This window comes from Microbulbifer taiwanensis, assembly GCF_014904815.1.
Lineage (GTDB): Bacteria > Pseudomonadota > Gammaproteobacteria > Pseudomonadales > Cellvibrionaceae > Microbulbifer > Microbulbifer taiwanensis.
The window spans coordinates 49,197-69,257 of record NZ_JACZFR010000029.1 but is presented as its reverse complement, the minus strand read 5'-3'; the positions used below and the strand labels follow the sequence as shown (position 1 = coordinate 69,257).

Here is a 20,061-nt window from a genome sequence, read left to right as displayed (position 1 = left end):
CCCCGGCCCGGGGGGGGGGGCCCCCCGGACCCCCCCGGGGGGGGCCCCCCCCCCTGCGATTACGACAGCGACGGCGACGTGGACCTGTTCCTGGTGCGCGGCGATATAGGTCCTAACAAACTGTACCGCAACGAGGGCAACAACCAGTTCCTGGATGTGGCGCAGCAAGCCGGGGTGGCCTACACGAAAAACGGCAACGGCAATCACCGTCTCAGCGGGCCCACCTTCGCCGACATGGATGGCGACGGCGACCTGGATCTGTTTATCGGCGGCTTTTACGGCTCGCCCTCGTTTATTTTCGCCAACAACGGCGACGGCAGCTTCAGTGATGTCACCGAGGGTTCCGGCATCGACCGGATGCTGGCCGAGAACACCGCCTCCGCGGCCTTCGGCGATTACGACCTGGACGGCGACCTGGACATGGCGCTGAGCCACTGGGGTGTCGGCTACGCCGACAGCGAAAACCACGGCTCCACCGAGCACCTGTGGCGCAACGACAGCGACGCCTCGGGCATTCTCTTCACCGATGTGAGCGTCGAGGCCGGCATCTCGGATACGGCCATATTCCCGCCGATTGAAAATGCCGTGCTCGATGGCGTCTACGACTATTCGTTTTCGCCCACCTTTGCCGACATCAACGGCGATGGCTACCCGGACCTGTTGATGGCCAACGACTTCGGCACCAGCCTGATCTATATCAACAACGCCGACGGCACTTTCCGCAACACCACCGGCGACAGCGATCTGCGCGTCTACAGCGCCATGGGATCGGCGGTGGCCGACTACGACAACGACGGCGATCTCGACTGGTTTATCACCGCTATCTACGACGAGGAGGCGCAGAACCCCGATCACGGCAACCGCCTCTACCGCAACGACGGCAGCGGCCGCTTTGTCGACGTGACCCAGGCCGCTGGCGTGATGGACGGCGGCTGGGGTTGGGGCGCCTGCGCCGCGGACTTCAACGGCGACGGCCACCTGGACCTCTACCACACCAACGGTTGGGACAACCTGACCACCGGCACAGTATTCGACAAGGACCCCAGCCGGCTGTATATCGCCAACGGCGATGGCAGCTTCTCAGACAGGGCGGGCAGCAGTGGCGTTGTCGACTACGAGCAGGGGCGCGGTGTGGTCTGCGCGGACTTTGACAACGACGGTGACGTGGATCTGTTCGTCACCCACCGCAACCTGGACAACTCGGCGTCCTTCTACCGCAACGACTCGGCCGGCCAGAACACCCTGGCCATCCGCCTGCGCGGCAGTGCGCCTAACACAGAGGCCGCCGGCGCGCGCATCGCCGTGACCATCGGCGAGATGACCCAGATGCACGAGATCACCATCGGCACCAACTTCACCTCCCAGAACCCGACGCGGCAGATCTTCGGCCTGGGCAGCGCCAGCCAGGCGGACAGCGTGCGCATCACCTGGCCGGACGGCCGCGAAGAGGTGCACACGGCCGTGCCCGCGGGCGCGCTGGTGGAGTATCGCCAGCAGTAGGCTGCTGACAAAGTCCTACAGCCAGAATCGAAGGCAAAGTGCTAGGACGAGTATTTCGAACCGTCGGCGACAGGACGTCGCCGCCGGAGCGTACAGGGATGTATTCACAGCGTTTCGAAATACTCGTCCTAGTGCTTTGCCGCCACTCCACCTGCTTATAGCGAGAGGAGGGGTTTATCAACAAGCTGAAATCAAGCACTGAAGTGCTTGATTTGCGACCCGGCCATCCATGGCCGGATAGACGACAAATGCTCGCGATAAAAACGATAAGAAGAGGAAAACCGCTATGAGAGATTTTTTCGCCGGTCTGATCGCCGCGGCCTGCCTGGTGCAGTCAGTCCCGGCCCTGTCCGAGGACGAGACCCAGCTGTACAACCCGGCGCACTCGGCGGCGCGCAACTGGAACGAGGCGCTGCTGGCGGCGATTCGCGTGGACTACGCGCGGCCGACGGTGCACGCGCGCAACCTATTTCACTCTTCGGCGCTGATGTACGACGCCTGGGCTGTCTATTCAGATACGGCGGATACCTATTTCCTCGGCAACCGGGTACACGGTTACGACTGCGCTCTGAGCGAGACGCAGAAGCAGGCACTGCGGGACAGCGCCGCGGATATCGACGCCGCCCGCGCCGAGGCCATCAGCTACGGTATGTACTGGCTGCTGCGCCACCGCTTCGCCGATTCCCCCGGCGCGGCCGTGTCGCGACTGCGCTTCAACAATATGGCCGACGCCCAGGGCGTGGACCGGGACTTCGACAGCCGCGACCTGTCATCGGGCAGTGCCGCAGCCCTGGGCAACTACCTGGCCAACTGCGTGATCGAATACGGCCTCCAGGACGGCGCCAACGAGGCGGACGGCTACGCCAACAGCCACTACCAGCCGCTCAACCAACCCCTGAACCCGGCGCAGCCGGGCACGCCGGGCATGGCGGACCCGGACCGCTGGCAGCCCCTGGAACTGGATATCTTTGTCGACCAGGCGGGCAACGAAACCAACACGCCGCCGTTCCTGGGCGCCGAGTGGGGCAGGGTGGTGCCCTTCGCCCTCACCGAAGGGGACCGCAGCGTCTACGAGCGGGACGGCCAGACCTATCACGTCTACCACGATCCCGGCGCGCCGGCGCTGCTGCAGGGGGACGGGGCCCTGCCGGACGAGTATCGCTGGGGCCACACTTTAGTTGCACTCTGGTCGTCCCACCTGGACCCCGGCGACGGGGTGATGATCGATATTTCCCCGGCGTCCGTGGGCAATACCACGGCCCTGCCACTGGACCTGCCCGGCCTGCGGGATTTCTACCGCACCCTCGACGGCGGCTCCACGGACAGGGGGCGGGACCTGAACCCGGCCACAGGCCTTCCCTATGAGTCGCAGATGGTGCCCCGCGGGGACTACACCCGGGTGCTGGCGGAGTTCTGGGCCGACGGCCCGGACTCGGAAACCCCGCCCGGCCACTGGTTCGGCATTCTCAACCAAGCCGTCAGTGACCACCCGCAATTCAGGAAGCAGTTCGAGGGGGTGGGGGCATCCCTCGACGACCTGGAGTGGGACGTCAAAGCCTATTTCGCCCTCGGCGGAGCGGTGCACGACGCGGCCATCGCCGCCTGGGGCATCAAGGGCTGGTACGACTATGTGCGCCCTGTGTCCGCCATTCGCTATATGGCGTCCCTGGGGCAGGGCTCCGATCCGGCGCAGCCCAGTTACCACCACAACGGCCTGCCGCTTTACGACGGCCTGGTGGAAGTGGTGCAGGCGGGGGATCCCCTGGTGGGTGCGGACGGCGAGCACCTGGGGAAAATCAAGCTCTACGGCTGGCGCGGGCCCGACTATATCGCGGACCCGGCCGCCGATATGGCCGGCGTCGGCTGGATACTGGCGGAGAACTGGTGGCCCTACCAGCGCCCCACCTTCGTCACGCCGCCCTTCGCCGGCTACATCTCCGGGCATTCCACCTTTTCCCGCGCCGCCGCCGAGACACTGACGCTGCTGACCGGCAGCGAATATTTCCCCGGCGGCATGGGGGAGTTCGTGGCCAGGAAAAACGAATTCCTGGTGTTCGAGGAGGGGCCCAGCGTCGATGTGGTACTGCAGTGGGCCACCTACAGGGATGCGTCCGACCAGACCAGCCTGTCGCGCATCTGGGGCGGCATTCACCCGCCGGTGGACGATGTGCCCGGGCGCCGCGTCGGCGAGACGGTCGGGCTGGCGTCCTACGCCATGGCCAAATCCTATTTCGATGGCAGCGCTATTCCCGAGCCGGAGCCGGAGCCCGAGCCGCAGGAGGAGGCGCCCGGTTCCAAGAAGGGCTCGGGTGGCAGCTTCGGGCTGGTCGAACTGCTGTTCGGCCTGGCACTGCTGTTCGGTGCGCGCGGTTTCAGGGCCGCCGGGTCGGGACCACTGATAAACCGGAGGGGAGAGTGATGGCGGACGACTGGTATTTTCTCGGTATAGACGCGGGCGGCAGCCGCTGCCGCGCGCGGCTGGAATCCGCCGACGGCAGCCTGCTGGGGCGCGGCTTCGGTGGTCCGGCCAACCCCTGCTACGGGCTGGACTTGGCCATGCGTTCGATCGAAAAGGCCGCCGCCGCGGCGCTGGCCGACGCGGGCCTGGCCCCCGAATTGGTGAGTCGGCTGCGCGTGGGCGCCGGCGTCGCCGGCCTGCACCTGCCGCGCTATAGGGACGCCATGCGCGCCGCGCCGCACCCCTTCGCGCAGCTGGTATTGACGGACGATCTGCATATCGCCTGCCTTGGCGCCCACGGCGGCGGCGACGGCGCGGTGATTATCGTCGGCACCGGCTTCAGTGCATTGTCGGTGGTCAACGGCGTTGCCCACACCATCGGCGCCCACGGCTTCATGATGGGAGAGACCTGCAGCGGCGCGCATATCGGCTTCGCCGCCGTCAACGCCGCGCTGCTGGCCTACGACAGGCTCGGTGAGGAGACGCTGCTCGCAGAGCTGCTGGCGCGGGAGCTGGGCGGCGAGGGCCTGATGCTCGCCAACGCCCTGGCCGGCGCCACCGCCGACAGGTACGCGGCCCTGGCCCCTGTGGTTTTCGAGGCGGCAAAGCGGGGCGATGTGGTGGCCGGGCGGATACTGCGGGAGGTCGCTGCCTTTATCGACCGGGTCGCGCAACACCTGCTGGAGCGGAAACCGCCGCGACTGTCCCTGGTGGGCGGTATCGGCGAGCGGATAGTGCCCTGGCTGGCGCCGGATATTGCCGTGCAGTTGCTGCCGGCCGCGGCACCGGCGGAAGTGGGTGCCATCCACCTGGCCCGGGAGGGCACAGCTCCCGCGCCGACATCCATTCCGGAAACAGGGACTGCATAGTGAACAGCAAGAGACAATTCCTGAAATATTCCCTGTTGGGCGGCCTGCTCACACAGGCCGCTGCGCCGCTGCGGGCCATGAGTCGGCGCGGGGCGAAAGCCAATAAACCCATCGTTATCTCCACCTGGAACCACGGCGGCCCCGCCAACGAGGCCGCCTGGGAGCAGCTGTCCCGCGGCGGCCGCGCATTGGATGCGGTGGAGGCCGGTGCGCGGGTGCCCGAGGCGGATCCTGCGGTTATGACTGTGGGTTACGGCGGCTTTCCGGACCGGGAGGGCAAGGTGACCCTGGATGCCTGCATTATGGATGAGAAGCAGAACTGCGGTTCCGTGGCCTTCCTGCAGGATATCCGCCATCCGGTATCCGTCGCGCGCAAGGTCATGGAGGAGACGCCCCATGTGATGCTGGTGGGCGAGGGCGCGCGGCGCTTCGCCCTCGAGCAGGGCTTCCGGCCGGAAAACCTGCTGACGCCCAAGGCCGAGGCCGCCTGGCGGGACTGGCTGCAGGAGGCGCGCTACCAGCCGGTGATCAATATCGAGAATCACGACACCATCGGCATACTGGCCCTGGACAGTGCCGGTGACCTGTCCGGCGCCTGCACCACCAGCGGCGCCGCCTTCAAGATGCACGGGCGAGTCGGGGACTCGCCGATCATCGGTGCCGGCCTCTACGTCGACAACGAGGTGGGTGCGGCCACGGCCACCGGCATGGGGGAGCTGATGATCAAGACCGTCGGCTGCCACCAGGTGGTCGAACTGATGCGCCACGGCTATTCGCCGGAGGAGGCCTGCCGCGAGGCGGTGGAGCGCATAGCGCGCAAGCTGCCCGACTACCGCCAGTTCCAGGTCGGCTTCCTGGCCCTGGACAAGGCCGGCAACTACGGCTCCCACTGCATTCAACCGGGCTTCAACTTCGCGGTCCGCGACCAGGACGGCGCCCGGATGATCGACGCCGGGAGCAAGCTGTGACCCCTCTGCTGGAAATCTGTGTCGACTGCGACGACATGCAGCGCCTGCGCCGCTCGGTGACCAATGCGCTGGCCGGCGGCGCAGAGCGCATAGAGCTGTGCAGTGCGATCGCGCTCGATGGCCTGACCCCGACGGCGCAGCAGATTCGCGCGGCGCGCGATATTTTCGACCGCCGCGCCGGCGTGCTGGCGATGATACGCCCGCGCGCCGGCGACTTCTGCTACCGGCCGAGCGAAGTCGAGCGGATGGCCGAACAGATTGCGATGGCGGCCGACGCCGGTGCCGGGGGTGTGGTCCTGGGCGCGCTGCGGGGCAGGGTGCTGGACCTGGAGGCGCTGGATCGGCTGCTGCCGGTTGTCCGCGGGCACCAACTCAGTGTGACCTTTCACCGGGCATTTGATGAGTTGGCGGATAAAGAGTTGGCCATCGAACAGCTGGTCGAGAGGCGTGTGGAGCGGCTGCTGACTGCCGGCGCGCCGCTGGCTGAGCGCAGTGCCGCAACGGATGCGGTGGAAAGTATCAACCGCACCCTAGCCGCCGCGCAAGGACGCATTGAAGTGGTCGTGGGCGGCGGTATCAGCTGTGCGAATATTCTGCCGCTGCTCGAAAAATTGGTTCCCGCGGATACCCCCCTGTCGCTGCACAGCCATTCCGGCCTGCACTCCGGGGGCGTTGCCGATATAGGCCTGATCACAGAGATGCTCAGATGCATACGCAGATTCCGGATGAACGCGGTATAAAAACGAGTCGGGGATGTGCAAACGTATCTCGATGGGCGGGTTATTTGAAAAATGTTCCAGGAGAAAAAAATGAAAAAATCAAAAGGCCTTGCCCTGTTCGGCCTGTGCCTACTGCTGGTATCGCCCTTGGCGTCTCACGCCATTTCCGGAGTCTACGCCGGCGGGCCCGTCTATCAGAAACGTGATTACGCTATTGATGAGTTGAAATCGTCGGGATTCACTCATGTCATCGTCTGGACCATTCATATCGAAACTGACGGGAGCCTGGGGTTCAACGCCGAGTTTCCACTGGTAAAGGATGGAATTTACATAGGTGACCAGTCTTATCCGCATTTCAGGAAGGATATCGCCTCGTTGAAAACGGGTGAGAGTTCCATCACTCGTGTTGAGTTTGGACTCAGCGGCTGGGGCTCAGGCACCTATGACAATGTGCGGGACCTGCTGGCCTGCGAAGAGAGCCACTGCGGTACCGGCACCGACAGCATCCTGTACCGGAATTTTCGCGCGTTGAGGGAGGCATTTCCCGCGGTGGATGCGCTGAACAACGATGACGAGGGCACCTACGACGTCGACTCCGCGGTGCCATTCCACGTGATGTTGTCCGATATCGGTTTCAAGACGGCGATAGTTCCCTATAAGAACAAAGATTTCTGGCAATCCTTCGTCGAGGGAGTGAACTCGGCGCGTAGCGGCGCGGTGGACCTGAGCTATCTGCAGGTCTACGACGGCGGTGCCGCCAACAATCCCTGCAACTGGGACCTGGGTTTGCCGCTGGTAGCCGGGCTCTGGTCGCGCGATGTATCGACGGAAGAGGTGCAAAGTCGCATGCAAGACTGGGCAGGGGCGTGCGGCATAGAGGGCGGGTTTATGTGGCTCTACGATGAATTCGACAACTCGCCCGGGGTCGCGTCTTACGCCGATGCCATAAATTTGGTGTTTGCCAGTGCGAGTCCGCGCGGGAAATCCTCCCCTGGCGAAATCGGGGGCGCTTTCAGTTCACCTTGACTATGCGATGTTGCGCAGGGTGCCTCAGGGCACCTTTTTTTACCCTTCTTTGGTCGGGGGGCAATGCCGTACTGGCAAGTGCCTCGGCGCGGAAGACCGAATTCCTCGTGTGCCATAGTTGATACCGGGGCGGGCAATTGCGCTCCGCCATACAGCCGGTTCGATTGCGCCATCGGGGATGACCTTGCCAATTTCGCTCGATCTGCTGATTCTCGGGGGCGGTGTCCAGGGCCTGGCCCTGTTGCGGGAGCTTTCCCCGGACTATTCGGCACTGTTGCTGGATCCGGATCCGGGCCTGTCGGAGACACTGCACTTCCACGGCTACTTTTCTTCCGGCTGGAACGCTGCGCATCCGCTGGCCGCCGAATCCTACTGCCGCACCGCGGAGCACTGGCGGCGGCTGCTGGCAGACTGGGGGATGGAGTACTGCGAAACGGCGTTTGACGCCGCCCTGTCACCGGAAATGGTGGCGGCCCTGTGCGCCAACTGGCGAGAGGCCGGCATCGCCGCCGCGGAGCAGGTTTTCCCGGCGCCGTTTGCAGCGCAGGACCTGGCAGCGCACCGTAGCTACCGCTTCGACGGCGACCTGGTTTTCGACGGCGCCACGGCCTACTGCCGCCTGCGCCGGCCCTGGGCGGAGCGAATGCGCCAGGGGCGCGTGCTGGAATTCAGTTGCAGCGGCAAACGTATAGAGCGTGTCCTGGTTGAGCTGGATGGAGGCGAGTGCGAGCTGCTGCCGCAAATGCTGCTGTGCGCCTGCGGTGCCGGCAATGCCGGAATACTGGCGCGGCTGCCCATACCGACAGCCGAGGTGTACGCCGCGCAGCTGGTGCGGCCCATGCATATGCTGCTGATGCGCGGCCCGCGCATTCCGTCGCTGTCGGGCCTGTTGTTCGACCTCGTATTCGTCTATCACCCGCTGGATCGGAAGGAGGGGCTGTGGATACTGACCCTGAACCCCGGAGAGCCCAAATTTACCGCCGGCCCCATCGACATGCAGCGACCGCCACCGGCAGAGCCGGAACTGGTGTGCGCAACCCTCGACAGGCTGGCGGCGGCCATACCCGATTTCCACCGCCTCGCCGCCGACTGCCGCTGGAGTCTCTATGTGGGCTGGAAGACGGACGCGCCCGGGCCCGATGGAGAGCCGTTGCTGAAGCTTGCGTATCCGCGCCCCTATCATCTGCACGATTTCGGCCTGGAAAACTTTCTCGCTCTCTGGCCCAACCACTGGTGCCTGGCGACTGAGGCCGCCGGGGAAGCGGCGGCGCGGGTGCGCGCAATGATCCGTCCCCGCCACCGCCAGCCGCGGCCGACTGCGGAAACCTCGCCTAAGATGGTGACGAACAGGTGGCAGCGTCGCGACCTTCACTGGCGCGACTGGGCGGAGTTTGCCGCGGAAATCGGTTACAGCCGGAGGCACGGAAGATGACAGCAATGGGGATCGGGAAAAACTGCCGCGGCGTTCTGTTCAGTGGACTGTTGGCGCTGACGCTCTGCGCCTGCCAGGAATCCGAGCAGTCGGCGGAAGCTGCAGCGGACACCAATGAATTCACCCCGGTTGTCGCGTCCGTGCTCGCCGCACCCGTACCGGTCAGGGGCTCCGATGGCCGCTATCACTTCGTCTACGAACTGATGATCTCCAACTCGAATAACTTCGAATGGGAGCTGCAGTCCGTGGAAGTATTCGCCGGTGGCGAAAGTGAAACACTGCTGCACCGCATCGCGGCCGAATCCGTAGCCGCCAATACCCAGCTTCTCGGAACCCGGGCGCAGGTAGACAGCCTGAAGCCGGCGCAGAGTGCGCTGGTTTTTATCCAGTTTGCGGTCGATAGTGAGGAGGCGATTCCCGAGCGCCTGGTGCACCGGCTGGCGGTTACGGTGCCCGGCGGCCTGCCGGAGAAAATCACCGACCTGTTGCAGCTGCCCGCCGGGCAGGCGCACCTGGTCGAGACGGTGGCACCGGTGGCAGTCGATCGCCGGATGGTGGTGGCACTGGCGCCGCCGCTCGAGGGCGCCGGCTGGATCGCCGCCAACGGCTGCTGCGATTCCATCACCCATGTGCGCTCGGATCTGCCGGTCAATGGGCAGCTCCATATTTCCCAGCGCTTCGCGATCGACTGGTTGAAAGTGAACGAGGAGCGGCGCCTCTATGTCGGCGATCCGCAGGATCTGAACAGCTGGTTCGGCTATGGCAATAAAGTATTGGCAGTGGCCGACGGCCTGGTGGTTACGGTGGTGGACAAGTTTTCCAACCAGAAACCCTTTGTGCTGCCGGCGGAGACAGGGGCCATCACGCTCGAGGAGATAGACGGCAACCATGTGATCATTGCGCTGGGCAACGGCCAGTACGCCTTCTACGCGCACCTGCAGCCCGGCTCCATTCGCGTAAAACAGGGCGAAACGGTAAAAACGGGGCAGTTGCTCGGGTTGCTGGGTAACACCGGCAATACGGGCGCGCCTCATCTGCACTTCCATATCATGCAGGGCGGCTCCTCGCTGGGTTCCAACGGGCTGCCCTATGTCTTCAGGGCGTTCACGCTGATGGGCAAGACCAGCGAACACGCATTTTTTGACGTGGGACTCGAAGACAATACCCCCCTGATCGGTGACAGGAGCGGCCTCATCGAGGGCAATCCGGTAGAACTGCTGCCGGTTTCGAATGTGGGGGAGCGTCGCAACGAACTGCCGTTGAACCTCACCGTCGTCGAGTTCCCGGAAAAGCCGGAGTAAATTTCCATGGCTCAGAGACTCGACAGCCGATCGCCGCTCAAGGGCAATCACCACTGTGATGTCGCGATCGTCGGTGCCGGCCTGGCCGGCCTCTGCGCCGCCCGGGATCTGGACACGGCCGGTTTACAGGTACTTGTGCTGGAGGCGCAGGAGCGGGTAGGTGGGCGCACCCTGACCGAGCATATCGACAGCAGCACCTTTATCGATCACGGCGGCCAGTGGGTGAGTCCGGGCCAGGAGCGCATAGTCGCACTGGCGGAGGAGCTGGGTGTTGCGCTCTTCCCCAACTGGGATGCCGGGCTTACCGTCGACTGGTCCGGCGGTGTGCGCTCCACCTATCAGGGCATGTTTCCGCCCGGCAGCGGCCACGCCGAGGCCCAGGTTCGCGACGGCGCCCGCAAGCTTACGCAACTGGCCGCGGAACTGCCGCTGGGGCGCCCCTGGGAGGCGCCCAGTGCAACCGAGTGGGACAGTCGCACCTATCACCACTGGCTCGCAGAGAATATTCCATCGCCCCTGGCGCAACAGGGACTGGCCCGCGCACTCGAAGGCGTGTTCGGCGGCGGCCCCGGGGAGCTTTCGCTGCTGGCGGCGCTGGCGATAATCCGCTCGGGTGCCCATGAGATTAGCCGCCTGGTTTCGGCGGAGAACCCCGGGCCCGAGCATCGATTTATTGGCGGCGCCCAGCAGCTGTGCGAGCGCATGGCACAGTCGCTGGACGAACGCATCATCACCGGCGCCTATGTCGCAGAAATCGAGCACGGCAATAATTCCGTGCAGTTGTACAGCGGCGACCTGACCGTCAGCGCCAGGCGTGCCATAGTGACCCTGCCGCCGGTACTCGCCGGCAGGATACGCTACAGTCCCGCGCTGCCCGCCGCCCGCGACCACCTGACCCAGCGCGTGCCCATGGGCTGGGTGATCAAGGTGCACTGCGTCTACCCGGAGAGGTTCTGGGTCGCGGAGCAGCTGTCCGGCAAGGTCACCAGCGACGGCGGCCCGGTGCGGGTGGTTGCGGACAATTCACCCCCGAACGGGTCGCCGGGGATTTTGGTTGGCTTTATCGAGGGCGCCGAGGCCCGCCGCCTGGCCGCGGCCGGCCGGGAGCAGCGCTGTGCCGAAACCGTAGCGCAGCTGCGACACTATTTCGGCACCCTGGCCGGCAGGCCCGATGCCTATTTCGAACATGCCTGGGGCGACGACGAATTCGCCCGCGGCGCCTACGGCGGTTACTGGACGCCGGGCGTCTGGACCAGTTACGGCCACACACTGGCCGCGCCGATCGGCACTCTGCACTGGGCCGGCACCGAGACCTCGGAGGCCTGGAACGGCAAGTTGGAGGGGGCGGTGCATTCCGGGCGGCGCGCGGCGGCGGAAGTGCTCGCAGCATTCCGTTAACCGTCTTTTAATCCGGCTGTCTCGAAATCTTTCGTATCTCACTGTAATTTTTCCTCCTCGAAGCCGACAAATGGAAGAAACGCATCCGTTTCTGCGTGGTCTCAGGTGCGAGTCGTGCTGCCTGGCAAAGTCGAGGAATCAGTTCGTGTTGTTAAAAAACAGAAAACCGGGGGATCTGTCGGAGAGCGATGTCACCTCCGAGTCAAACTACCGGAATCGCCGCAACTTCCTGAAAGCCATGGGGATTGGCGGTATGGCGATGGCGACATCCGCTCACGCCGGGCTCTTCGATCTCCTGTCTCAAGATTCCGAGGCGCAGGGCGCGGCGGAACGTAAACCGCTGCAGTTTACGCGGGACAAGCCCGATCCATCCCTGACCCTGACTCCGGAACCCAAGATAACCAGTCACAACAATTTCTACGAATTCGGTACTGGCAAGACCGACCCGGCACGCAACAGCCAGTCCCTTCAGCTGGAGCCCTGGACGCTGACAGTCGAGGGGGAGGTCGCCAGGCCAGGCAAAGTCGATGTGTGGCAGCTGATGGCGGATGCACAGCTGGAGGAGCGCATCTACCGTATGCGCTGTGTCGAGGCCTGGTCCATGGTGATTCCCTGGATCGGATTCGAACTGGGCAAATTCCTGCAGCGCTTCGAGCCCACCAGCAGGGCGAAATACGTCGCCTTCGAGACGCTCTACGATCCCGAGCAGATGCCGGGGCAGAGAAACCGCTATGCCGGCGGCGGTATCGATTACCCCTATGTCGAGGGGCTGCGTATCGACGAGGCGATGCATCCGCTGGCCATCCTCTCGGTCGGCCTCTACGGCGAGACGCTGCCGACCCAGAACGGCGCCCCGATCAGGCTCGTGGTACCGTGGAAATACGGCTTCAAGGGTATCAAGTCCATCGTCAGGATTCGCCTGCTGGAAAAGATGCCGCCCACCACCTGGAACCTGCTGGCCTCCAATGAGTACGGTTTTTACGCCAATGTAAATCCGGCGGTGGATCATCCCCGCTGGTCCCAGGCGACGGAGAGGTTTATCGGCGCCGGCGGTCCGCTATCTGTAAAGCGGCAGAAGACACTGCCGTTCAACGGCTACGGCGAGCAGGTTGCCGCCCTGTATTCGGGCATGAACCTGAAGAAGTATTTTTGATGGCGACTATCCAACAGGCCGCGAAACCCCGACCACTGCAGTGGCGCAAAGTCGTCGCGGTAATGCTGCAGGTATCTGTGCATCTGGGCGCGGCGACGCCGCTGCTGTGGCTGCTTCTCGCGATCGATCGTGGGCTGCTGGGCGGCGATCCGGTCAAAGAGCTGATTCATTTTCTCGGTCTGGGTGCGTTGCGCCTGCTGATGTTGACGCTGTTGATCTCCCCGCTGGCCAGCGGCCTTTCCTTCGGCCAGCTGAACAGGCTGCGCCGCCCGTTGGGGCTCTGGTGCTTTGCCTGGGCGTCTTTACATTTTTTTACCTGGCTGGCCCTGGAGCTGGGTTTTGACTGGTCCCTGATCGGCAGCGAGCTGGTTGAGCGCACCTATATCCTGGTGGGTTTTTCGGCCTGGCTTCTGTTGCTGGCCCTTGCGGTTACGTCGATTCCCGGTCTGATGAAACTGATGGGACGCAACTGGAAAACGCTGCACGGCTTCGTCTATCCGATATTGCTGCTGGCCTGTTGGCATTTCTGGTGGTCGCTGAAAAGCGGCTGGGTGGAACCGGCCATTTACCTCGGCGGCGCGCTGCTTCTGCTTATGTCAAGGCGACGTAAAGTGGCGCTCTGGTTCCGCAGTTTGCGCTTCGCGTATAGTTGAGCACAGGGTGTCGCTTTGCTAAAGTCAGAGATATACCACCCAAAGCGATTTTCCCCTGCAATGAATATCCTTCGAGTCTGCCATCTGCTGATTGCGCTGCTGGTCTTCCAGACCGCGGTGGCTTTCTACGATAGCCACGAGGAATTGCAGGATGTCGCCACCCATGTGCCGCCACATCACCAGGATGCGGGCGAAAGCGTAGAGTTTTCCCCAGTTCCGGATCGCGACAGTGCATCATCCTCGCATCCGGATGGTCCGGATTTCTGTCACCACTGCTGTCACTGCCATGGCGTCGGTGTGGTCGGCATACTCGGCCAGGCCCCGCATTTTTTCGATTCCGGCAGCCGCGTGCTGCGGGACGCGAATAGTCCCTCCTTTACCCCCGGTTATTTCTCCGCGCTTTTCCGCCCACCCATAGCCTGAGTTACGCCCGCAATCCCTGAATGGCGCGTGTTCGCATGTAGCGCGCGCCTGTCACGAAGTAACTCGGGAGTATCCCATGTTGTCTATTTTTGCGCGTGCAGTTCGCGTGCAGTATCGGTGTGTCGCGCTGCTGGCGCTGGCGTCTCTGATATTTTGGATACCGCAGGTCCTGGCACAACAGCCAGAGCCCGCGGCACAGCTCACTCTCGCCGAAGCCATCGACCGTACGCTCTCCCGGAATCCGGAACTGGCGGTGTTCCGCCTGCGCGACGCGGCGCTGGCGGGCCGGGCGCAGACCGCCGCGTTGCGGCCGCCGCTGGAACTCGGTGCAGAACTGGAAAACTTTGCCGGCGAAGGCGGTGCCGACGAGGCGGAACTGACGATATCCCTGTCCTCGGTCATTGAGCTGGGCGGCCAGCGCGGGGCGCGAGTTGGCGCTGTCTCCGCCCGGCGCGACCTGCTGTTGGCGGAAGAGCAGGCCGCGGCCCTGGATCTTCTAGGGGAGGTGATCCGCCGCTATGTGGAAGTGCTGGCCGCCCAGGAGCGGCTGGTGCTGGCGCGGGACTCGGTCAACCTCGCCGGCGACACAATGAAAGCGGTGGAGCGCCGTGTAAAAGCGGCGGCCTCGCCCAGGTCCGAGGCCCTGCGCGCCCGCGCGGCACTGGCGCAGGCGCGTCTGGCGGTGCAGTCGCAGCAGCGCCTGGTGGCATACCACAAGCTGGTGCTGGCCTCCCTGTGGGGCGGCGAAGCCTCCGCCTTCCGCCTGGATTCCGCTGAGCTCTACCGCTTTCCTCCCTCGGCCGGCTTTGCCGAACTCTATGACCGCGCCCGGCAGAACCCCGCCATCGCCCGCTTTGCCTCCGAGGAGCGATTGAGGAGCGCCGAGTTGCGCCTGGCCGAGACCCAGTCGAGCCTGGATATCGGCTGGTCCCTGGGCCTGCGTCGCTCGCGCGAAATTGACGAAACCACCCTGGTGGCCGGTTTCGAGCTGCCGCTCTTCCCGGCACGTCGCAACGCCGGCGCCATAGTCGCTGCCAGCGCCGAGCGGGAGCAGGTGGCCGCGGAGCGCGAAGCCGCGTTGCTGCGCCTGAAGAACCGCCTTTTCCGCGCGGTCTCAGGTCGCGAGCAGGCTCTGGCCGCCGTGCAGCTGCTGCAGGGCAGTGTGGTGCCGACCCTGCGCGAGGCGCTGGCGGAAGTGGAGCGCGCCTATCGGCGCGGCCGCTACTCCTACCTGGAGTGGGCCTCGGCGAGGGAGGAATTGATCGGCGCACGTCGCGCGCAGATAGAGGCCGCCAGCGCGGCGTTGCGCTTTGGCGCCGAAATAGAACAAATGACCGCCGCACCACTATTGCCCGCGGGTGCGGATACGAGCAAGTAGGATTACCGATGAATAACGGAAACAGATTGCAAAAAGTTATCGCGGCACTGCCTTTCCTGGCACTGCTGCTTTGTGCCGGGGCCTATGGGTCTGGCGACCACGGCAGCGGGGCCCACGAGTCCGATGAGGGCAGGGTGCAGATCAATCCCGAGACGGCCGCCAGGGTGGGCATAGAAACCGCCGTTGCAGGTCCCGGCGAGATATTTCGCTCGGTCACTCTCTACGGCAAAACGGCACTGGCACACGGCAGTCTCAGCCATGTGCGCGCGCGCTATCCGGGCGCCATCAAGACTGTGGATGTGGAAGTGGGGGACCGGGTGCGCAAGGGGCAGACCCTGGCGCAGGTGGAGTCCAACGAAAGCCTGCAGGTCTATTCGGTAGAGTCACCCATCGACGGTCTGGTGATCGACAAGCAGGCGAGTCGCGGCGAGTACAGCGGCGAGCGCGAGCTGTTCACCATCGCCAACTACGATCGGCTCTGGGTGGAACTGCGGGTTTTTCCAGCGCAGCGGGCACAGATAAAGCGCGGCCAGAAGGTGCTCTTCAGTGCCGATGGCCAGGAGGTGGAGACAGAGATTGCCAATCTGGTGCCGGGTGCGGGCCAGCCCTTCCTGCTGGCGCGGGCACCACTCGACAACCGGGAACTCAACTGGCCGCCGGACCTGATGCTCGAGGGCAGGGTGCTCGTCGAGCGGGTGCGCGTGCCGCTGCTGGTGGAGAAGCGCGCGCTGCAACCGCTCGGTGACGACCTGGTGGTCTTTGTGGTGGTCGGTGACAGCTATGAGGCGCGGCCACTGCGGCTGGGCGCTTCCGACGGCCGCGTGATCGAGGTTCTCGGGGGGCTGAAGCCCGGTGAACGCTATGTCACCGCCAACAGCTACCTGATCAAGGCCGATATCGAAAAGTCCGGCGCGGGTCACCATCACTGAGAGAGGTCAAGAGATGATTGAATCCATCCTGCGCCTCTCGATTGAGCGGCGCTATCTGATGTTGTCCCTGATATTTGTACTGGTCGGTGTGGGGCTCTGGAGCTATCGGCAACTGCCTATAGATGCGGTACCGGATATCACCAACGTGCAGGTACAGATCAATACCGAGGCCCCCGGCTACTCGCCCCTGGAAGCGGAGCAGCGTATCACCTACCCGGTGGAGACAGCCCTGGCGGGGCTGCCCAACCTCGCCTATACGCGCTCCATCTCCCGTTACGGCCTGTCCCAGGTCACGGTGGTGTTCGAGGAGAGCACCGATATCTATTTTGCCCGCAACCTGATCGACGCGCGCCTCGGTGCTATCAAAAGCGCGCTGCCAATCGGGCTGGAACCGGAGATGGGGCCTATCGCCACAGGCCTGGGTGAGATCTTTATGTACACCGTGGAGGCGCTGCCAGGGGCCAGCCGGCCAGACGGCAGCGCCTATGACGCCACCGCACTGCGGGAGATCCAGGACTGGATCATCAAGCCGCAGCTGGCGCTGGTGCCGGGAGTGATCGAGATCAACACCATCGGCGGCTTCGACAAGCAGTACCACGTGACGCCGGACCCGCGCAAAATGCTCGCCTTCAACCTGTCGATGGAGGAGGTGACCGGAGCCCTGCGGCGCAACAACGACAGCCGCGGTGCCGGCTTCGTGGAGACCAATGGGCGCCGATTGCTGGTGCGTTCGCCGGGCCAGCTCGAGGATATTGCCGATATTCAGAATGTGGTGATTGCCAGGCGCGGCGGTACGCCGGTGAAGATTGCGGATATCGCCGAAGTGGCCATCGGCAGGGAATTGCGCACCGGCGCCGCCACCCGCGACGGCAGGGAAACCGTGCTCGGCACGGCGATGATGCTGGTGGGGGAGAATTCCCGCGCGGTGGCCCGGGATGTTGCCGCGGCGCTGGAGAAGATCCAGCCGACACTGCCGGAAGGTGTGCGCCTGGAGGCGGTCTATGATCGCACCACCCTGGTGGACAAGGCGATTGCCACAGTGCAGAAAAACCTGGTCGAGGGTGCGCTGTTGGTGATCGCGGTGCTCTTCCTGCTGTTGGGCAATTTCCGCGCGGCACTGATCACCGCGGCAGTGATTCCGCTGTCTATGCTGGCCACCATCGCCGGCATGGTACAAACGGGCGTGTCCGCCAACTTGATGAGTCTCGGCGCGCTGGACTTCGGCCTGATTGTCGACGGCGCCGTGATTATCGTCGAGAACGCCATCCGCCGCCTGGCCGAAGCCCAGCGCCGCAACGACGGGCCGCTGCCGCTGGAGGAACGGCTGGAACTGGTATTTCGCGCCACCAACGAGGTGATACGCCCGAGCCTCTTCGGGGTGCTGATCATCACCGTGGTCTATATTCCGCTGTTTTCGCTCACCGGCGTGGAGGGCAGGATGTTCCACCCCATGGCGGCCACTGTGGTCATGGCGCTGCTGGTGGCGTTGGCGTTGTCGCTGACGGTTGTGCCGGCGGCGGTGGCGGTGTTCCTGACCGGCAGGGTGAGCGAAAGGGAGAACCGCCTGATCGTGGCCGCCAAGTCCCTGTACAGGCCTCTGTTGCTGGCGGCGATGAAAGTGCGCTGGCTGGTATTGTCCGCTGCCGCCGCACTGGTGCTCTTCTGTGCCTGGCTGGCCAGCACGCTCGGCTCCGAGTTTATTCCCCAGTTGAACGAGGGTGATATAGCGCTGCACGCGCTGCGTATCCCCGGTACCGGGCTGGAGCAGTCGGTGCAGATGCAGGAGATTCTCGAGCAGCGCATCAAAGAGTTTCCGCAGGTGGACAAGGTCTTCGCAAAAATCGGCACTCCGGAGGTGGCCACAGATCCCATGCCGCCGAACGTGGCCGACAACTTCGTGATCCTGAAACCGCGCGACGAGTGGCCACAGCCCGACAAGCCCCGCGATCAACTGATCGAGGAAATCGAGACGGCGGTGCGCCAGCTGCCCGGCAACAACTACGAATTCACCCAACCGATCGAGATGCGCTTCAACGAGTTGATTTCCGGCGTGCGCGCCGACCTCGGCATCAAGGTATTCGGTGACGATCTGGATCAGCTGGTGGTGTCTGCAAAGGATATCCTGGCCGTGCTGCAGGGCATCGACGGCGCTGCGGATGCGCGTGTCGAGCAGGTGGAGGGACTGCCGGTGCTGTCGGTGGTGCCGAAACGCATCCAGCTCGCCCGCTATGGCCTGGATCTGCAGACACTGCAGGATCTGGTGGCCACCGCCATTGGCGGCGAGCGCGCGGGGCTAATCTACGAGGGTGACCGCCGCTTCCAGTTGGTAGTGCGCCTGCCGGAGGATATCCGCCGCAACCTGGAACACCTTGGCGACCTGCCGGTGCCGCTGCCCGGTGGCGGTCCATCGGGAAATTATGTACCGCTCGAGGAAGTCGCCGACCTGCAATTGTCCCCGGCCCCAAACCAGGTCAGCCGCGAGAACGGCAAGCGCCGGGTGGTGGTCACCGCCAATGTACGCGACCGCGACCTGGGCTCCTTTGTCGATGAGGTCAAGTCGCGCATCGCCAGCGATGTGCAGCTGCCCCCGGGCTACTGGCTGGACTATGGCGGCACCTTCGAACAGCTGGAATCCGCCAGCAGGCGCCTGTCGCTTGTCGTACCGTTGACCCTTCTTATTATCCTGGGCCTGCTGGTGATGGCCTTCGGTTCCCTCAAGGATGCGCTGATCATCTTCACCGGCGTGCCGCTGGCGCTGACCGGTGGCGTGCTTTCGCTGTGGCTGCGGGATATGCCGCTGTCGATTTCCGCCGGGGTGGGTTTTATCGCCCTGTCCGGGGTGGCGGTATTGAACGGACTGGTGATGCTGTCGTTTATCCGCCAGTTGCGCGGCGAAGGTGGAGCACTGATGGCGTCCATCGTCGACGGCGCCATGACCCGCCTGCGCCCGGTATTGATGACCGCGCTGGTGGCGAGTCTCGGCTTTGTGCCCATGGCTCTCAACACCGGCACCGGTGCCGAGGTGCAGCGGCCGCTGGCGACGGTGGTGATCGGCGGGATAATTTCTTCGACTCTGCTGACGCTGTTCGTGTTGCCATTGCTGTACCGGATAGTGCACGGCGATGAGCACAGGGGCCGGGTGCGCGGTGCAGCGTCGATTCAGAAGTAGAGTTTCAACACGCTGTCGGCGACGCAGACGACACGGTTGGAACCCTCGACCTCCACCTGGATCTGGTTGACTATTTCCACGCTGCGCTTGGACGGCACCAGGGACTTCAGTGTCGTGCAGGCGCGGATCCGGCTGCCGGTCTTGACCGGATAGGGAAAGCGCACCTGGTCGAGCCCGCAGTTCACGACCATCCGGGCTTTGGGGTAGGGTGGTTTTTTCGGATTGACGGTATCGGTGAGTTCCGGCAGCAGGGACAGGATCAGGAAGCCGTGGGCGATGGTGCCGCCGAACGGCGATTCGGCCCGCGCGCGCTCCGGATCGGTATGGATCCATTGGCGGTCGCCGGTCACCTCAGCAAAACGGTCGATACGAGACTGGTCTATCGCCACCCAGTCACCGAGGAACACTTCCTGGTCGATACGCGCCTGCCACTCCCGGTAGAAGGCGATAACCTTGGGATTCTTGACACCCTGCAGCTCGCGGTCACTGCTCGAATCGAAGAACAGGTGGATTTTCGAAACCCAGGAATTGTTCAGCGTATTGTTCAGCGAGTGACTGATGAAATAGGACAGCTGGCGCAAATGCGTGTCGGACGTGTTTTTCAGATCGAAGTTGTTGATTCGGGTCCTGAGGGACCTTTCTTTTTCCCTGATGTATTCGAGTACGTCCATCATTAATCCTGTAT

16 protein-coding genes are annotated in these 20,061 nt (G+C 64.0%); 15 read left to right on the top strand and 1 reads right to left on the bottom strand.

Annotation, left to right across the window (positions count from 1 at the left end):
* The 15 genes from IG627_RS11745 to IG627_RS11675 form a co-directional block, all read left to right on the top strand.
* A partial coding sequence (locus IG627_RS11745) for a CRTAC1 family protein (protein ID WP_193192559.1) occupies positions 1–1,500 on the top strand: 1,500 nt, incomplete at its 5' end.
* 286 nt (positions 1,501–1,786) lie between these two features.
* Entirely contained in the window at positions 1,787–3,919 is a 2,133-nt protein-coding gene (locus IG627_RS11740) for a vanadium-dependent haloperoxidase (RefSeq protein ID WP_193192558.1), read from the top strand.
* Positions 3,919–4,827 carry a BadF/BadG/BcrA/BcrD ATPase family protein gene (locus IG627_RS11735; RefSeq protein ID WP_193192557.1) on the top strand — a complete coding sequence of 303 codons (909 nt, stop codon included), beginning with the start codon at positions 3,919–3,921 and terminating at the stop codon, positions 4,825–4,827. Before IG627_RS11740 ends, IG627_RS11735 begins: the two co-directional genes overlap by 1 nt.
* Positions 4,827–5,795, top strand: a complete 969-nt coding sequence (locus IG627_RS11730) for an isoaspartyl peptidase/L-asparaginase family protein (protein WP_319024557.1) — start codon at positions 4,827–4,829, stop codon at positions 5,793–5,795. Before IG627_RS11735 ends, IG627_RS11730 begins: the two co-directional genes overlap by 1 nt.
* Positions 5,792–6,535, top strand: a complete 744-nt coding sequence (locus IG627_RS11725) for a copper homeostasis protein CutC (RefSeq protein WP_193192556.1) — start codon at positions 5,792–5,794, stop codon at positions 6,533–6,535. Before IG627_RS11730 ends, IG627_RS11725 begins: the two co-directional genes overlap by 4 nt.
* A 69-nt stretch (positions 6,536–6,604) precedes the next feature.
* Positions 6,605–7,540 carry a hypothetical protein gene (locus IG627_RS11720; protein ID WP_193192555.1) on the top strand — a complete coding sequence of 312 codons (936 nt, stop codon included), beginning with the start codon at positions 6,605–6,607 and terminating at the stop codon, positions 7,538–7,540.
* 184 nt (positions 7,541–7,724) lie between these two features.
* Entirely contained in the window at positions 7,725–8,972 is a 1,248-nt protein-coding gene (locus tag IG627_RS11715; RefSeq protein WP_193192554.1) for an FAD-dependent oxidoreductase, read from the top strand.
* Entirely contained in the window at positions 8,969–10,273 is a 1,305-nt protein-coding gene (locus tag IG627_RS11710; RefSeq protein WP_193192553.1) for a M23 family metallopeptidase, read from the top strand. The genes IG627_RS11715 and IG627_RS11710 overlap by 4 nt, the downstream gene beginning before the upstream one ends.
* Before the next feature lie 6 nt (positions 10,274–10,279).
* Positions 10,280–11,671, top strand: a complete 1,392-nt coding sequence (locus IG627_RS11705) for a flavin monoamine oxidase family protein (RefSeq protein WP_193192552.1) — start codon at positions 10,280–10,282, stop codon at positions 11,669–11,671.
* A 145-nt stretch (positions 11,672–11,816) separates the two neighbouring features.
* Positions 11,817–12,824, top strand: a complete 1,008-nt coding sequence (msrP, locus tag IG627_RS11700; RefSeq protein ID WP_193192551.1) for a protein-methionine-sulfoxide reductase catalytic subunit MsrP — start codon at positions 11,817–11,819, stop codon at positions 12,822–12,824.
* Positions 12,824–13,477 (top strand): protein-methionine-sulfoxide reductase heme-binding subunit MsrQ, encoded by a 654-nt coding sequence (locus IG627_RS11695; protein WP_226864982.1) that lies wholly within the window; start codon positions 12,824–12,826, stop codon positions 13,475–13,477. The genes msrP and IG627_RS11695 overlap by 1 nt, the downstream gene beginning before the upstream one ends.
* 60 nt (positions 13,478–13,537) lie before the next feature.
* Positions 13,538–13,900, top strand: a complete 363-nt coding sequence (locus tag IG627_RS11690) for a hypothetical protein (RefSeq protein WP_193192550.1) — start codon at positions 13,538–13,540, stop codon at positions 13,898–13,900.
* A gap of 76 nt (positions 13,901–13,976) precedes the next feature.
* Positions 13,977–15,278, top strand: coding sequence for a TolC family protein (locus tag IG627_RS11685; protein ID WP_193192549.1), 1,302 nt, complete (start codon positions 13,977–13,979; stop codon positions 15,276–15,278).
* 26 nt (positions 15,279–15,304) lie between these two features.
* Positions 15,305–16,207 carry an efflux RND transporter periplasmic adaptor subunit gene (locus IG627_RS11680; RefSeq protein ID WP_226864981.1) on the top strand — a complete coding sequence of 301 codons (903 nt, stop codon included), beginning with the start codon at positions 15,305–15,307 and terminating at the stop codon, positions 16,205–16,207.
* A 13-nt stretch (positions 16,208–16,220) separates the two neighbouring features.
* Positions 16,221–19,376, top strand: a complete 3,156-nt coding sequence (locus IG627_RS11675) for an efflux RND transporter permease subunit (RefSeq protein WP_193192547.1) — start codon at positions 16,221–16,223, stop codon at positions 19,374–19,376.
* On the opposite strand, the gene IG627_RS11670 is transcribed toward IG627_RS11675, so the two are convergent.
* Positions 19,367–20,047 carry a MaoC family dehydratase gene (locus IG627_RS11670; RefSeq protein ID WP_193192546.1) on the bottom strand — a complete coding sequence of 227 codons (681 nt, stop codon included), beginning with the start codon at positions 20,045–20,047 and terminating at the stop codon, positions 19,367–19,369. The two genes, IG627_RS11675 and IG627_RS11670, sit on opposite strands and share 10 nt — an antisense overlap.
* Between the last annotated feature and the right edge of the window lie 14 nt (positions 20,048–20,061).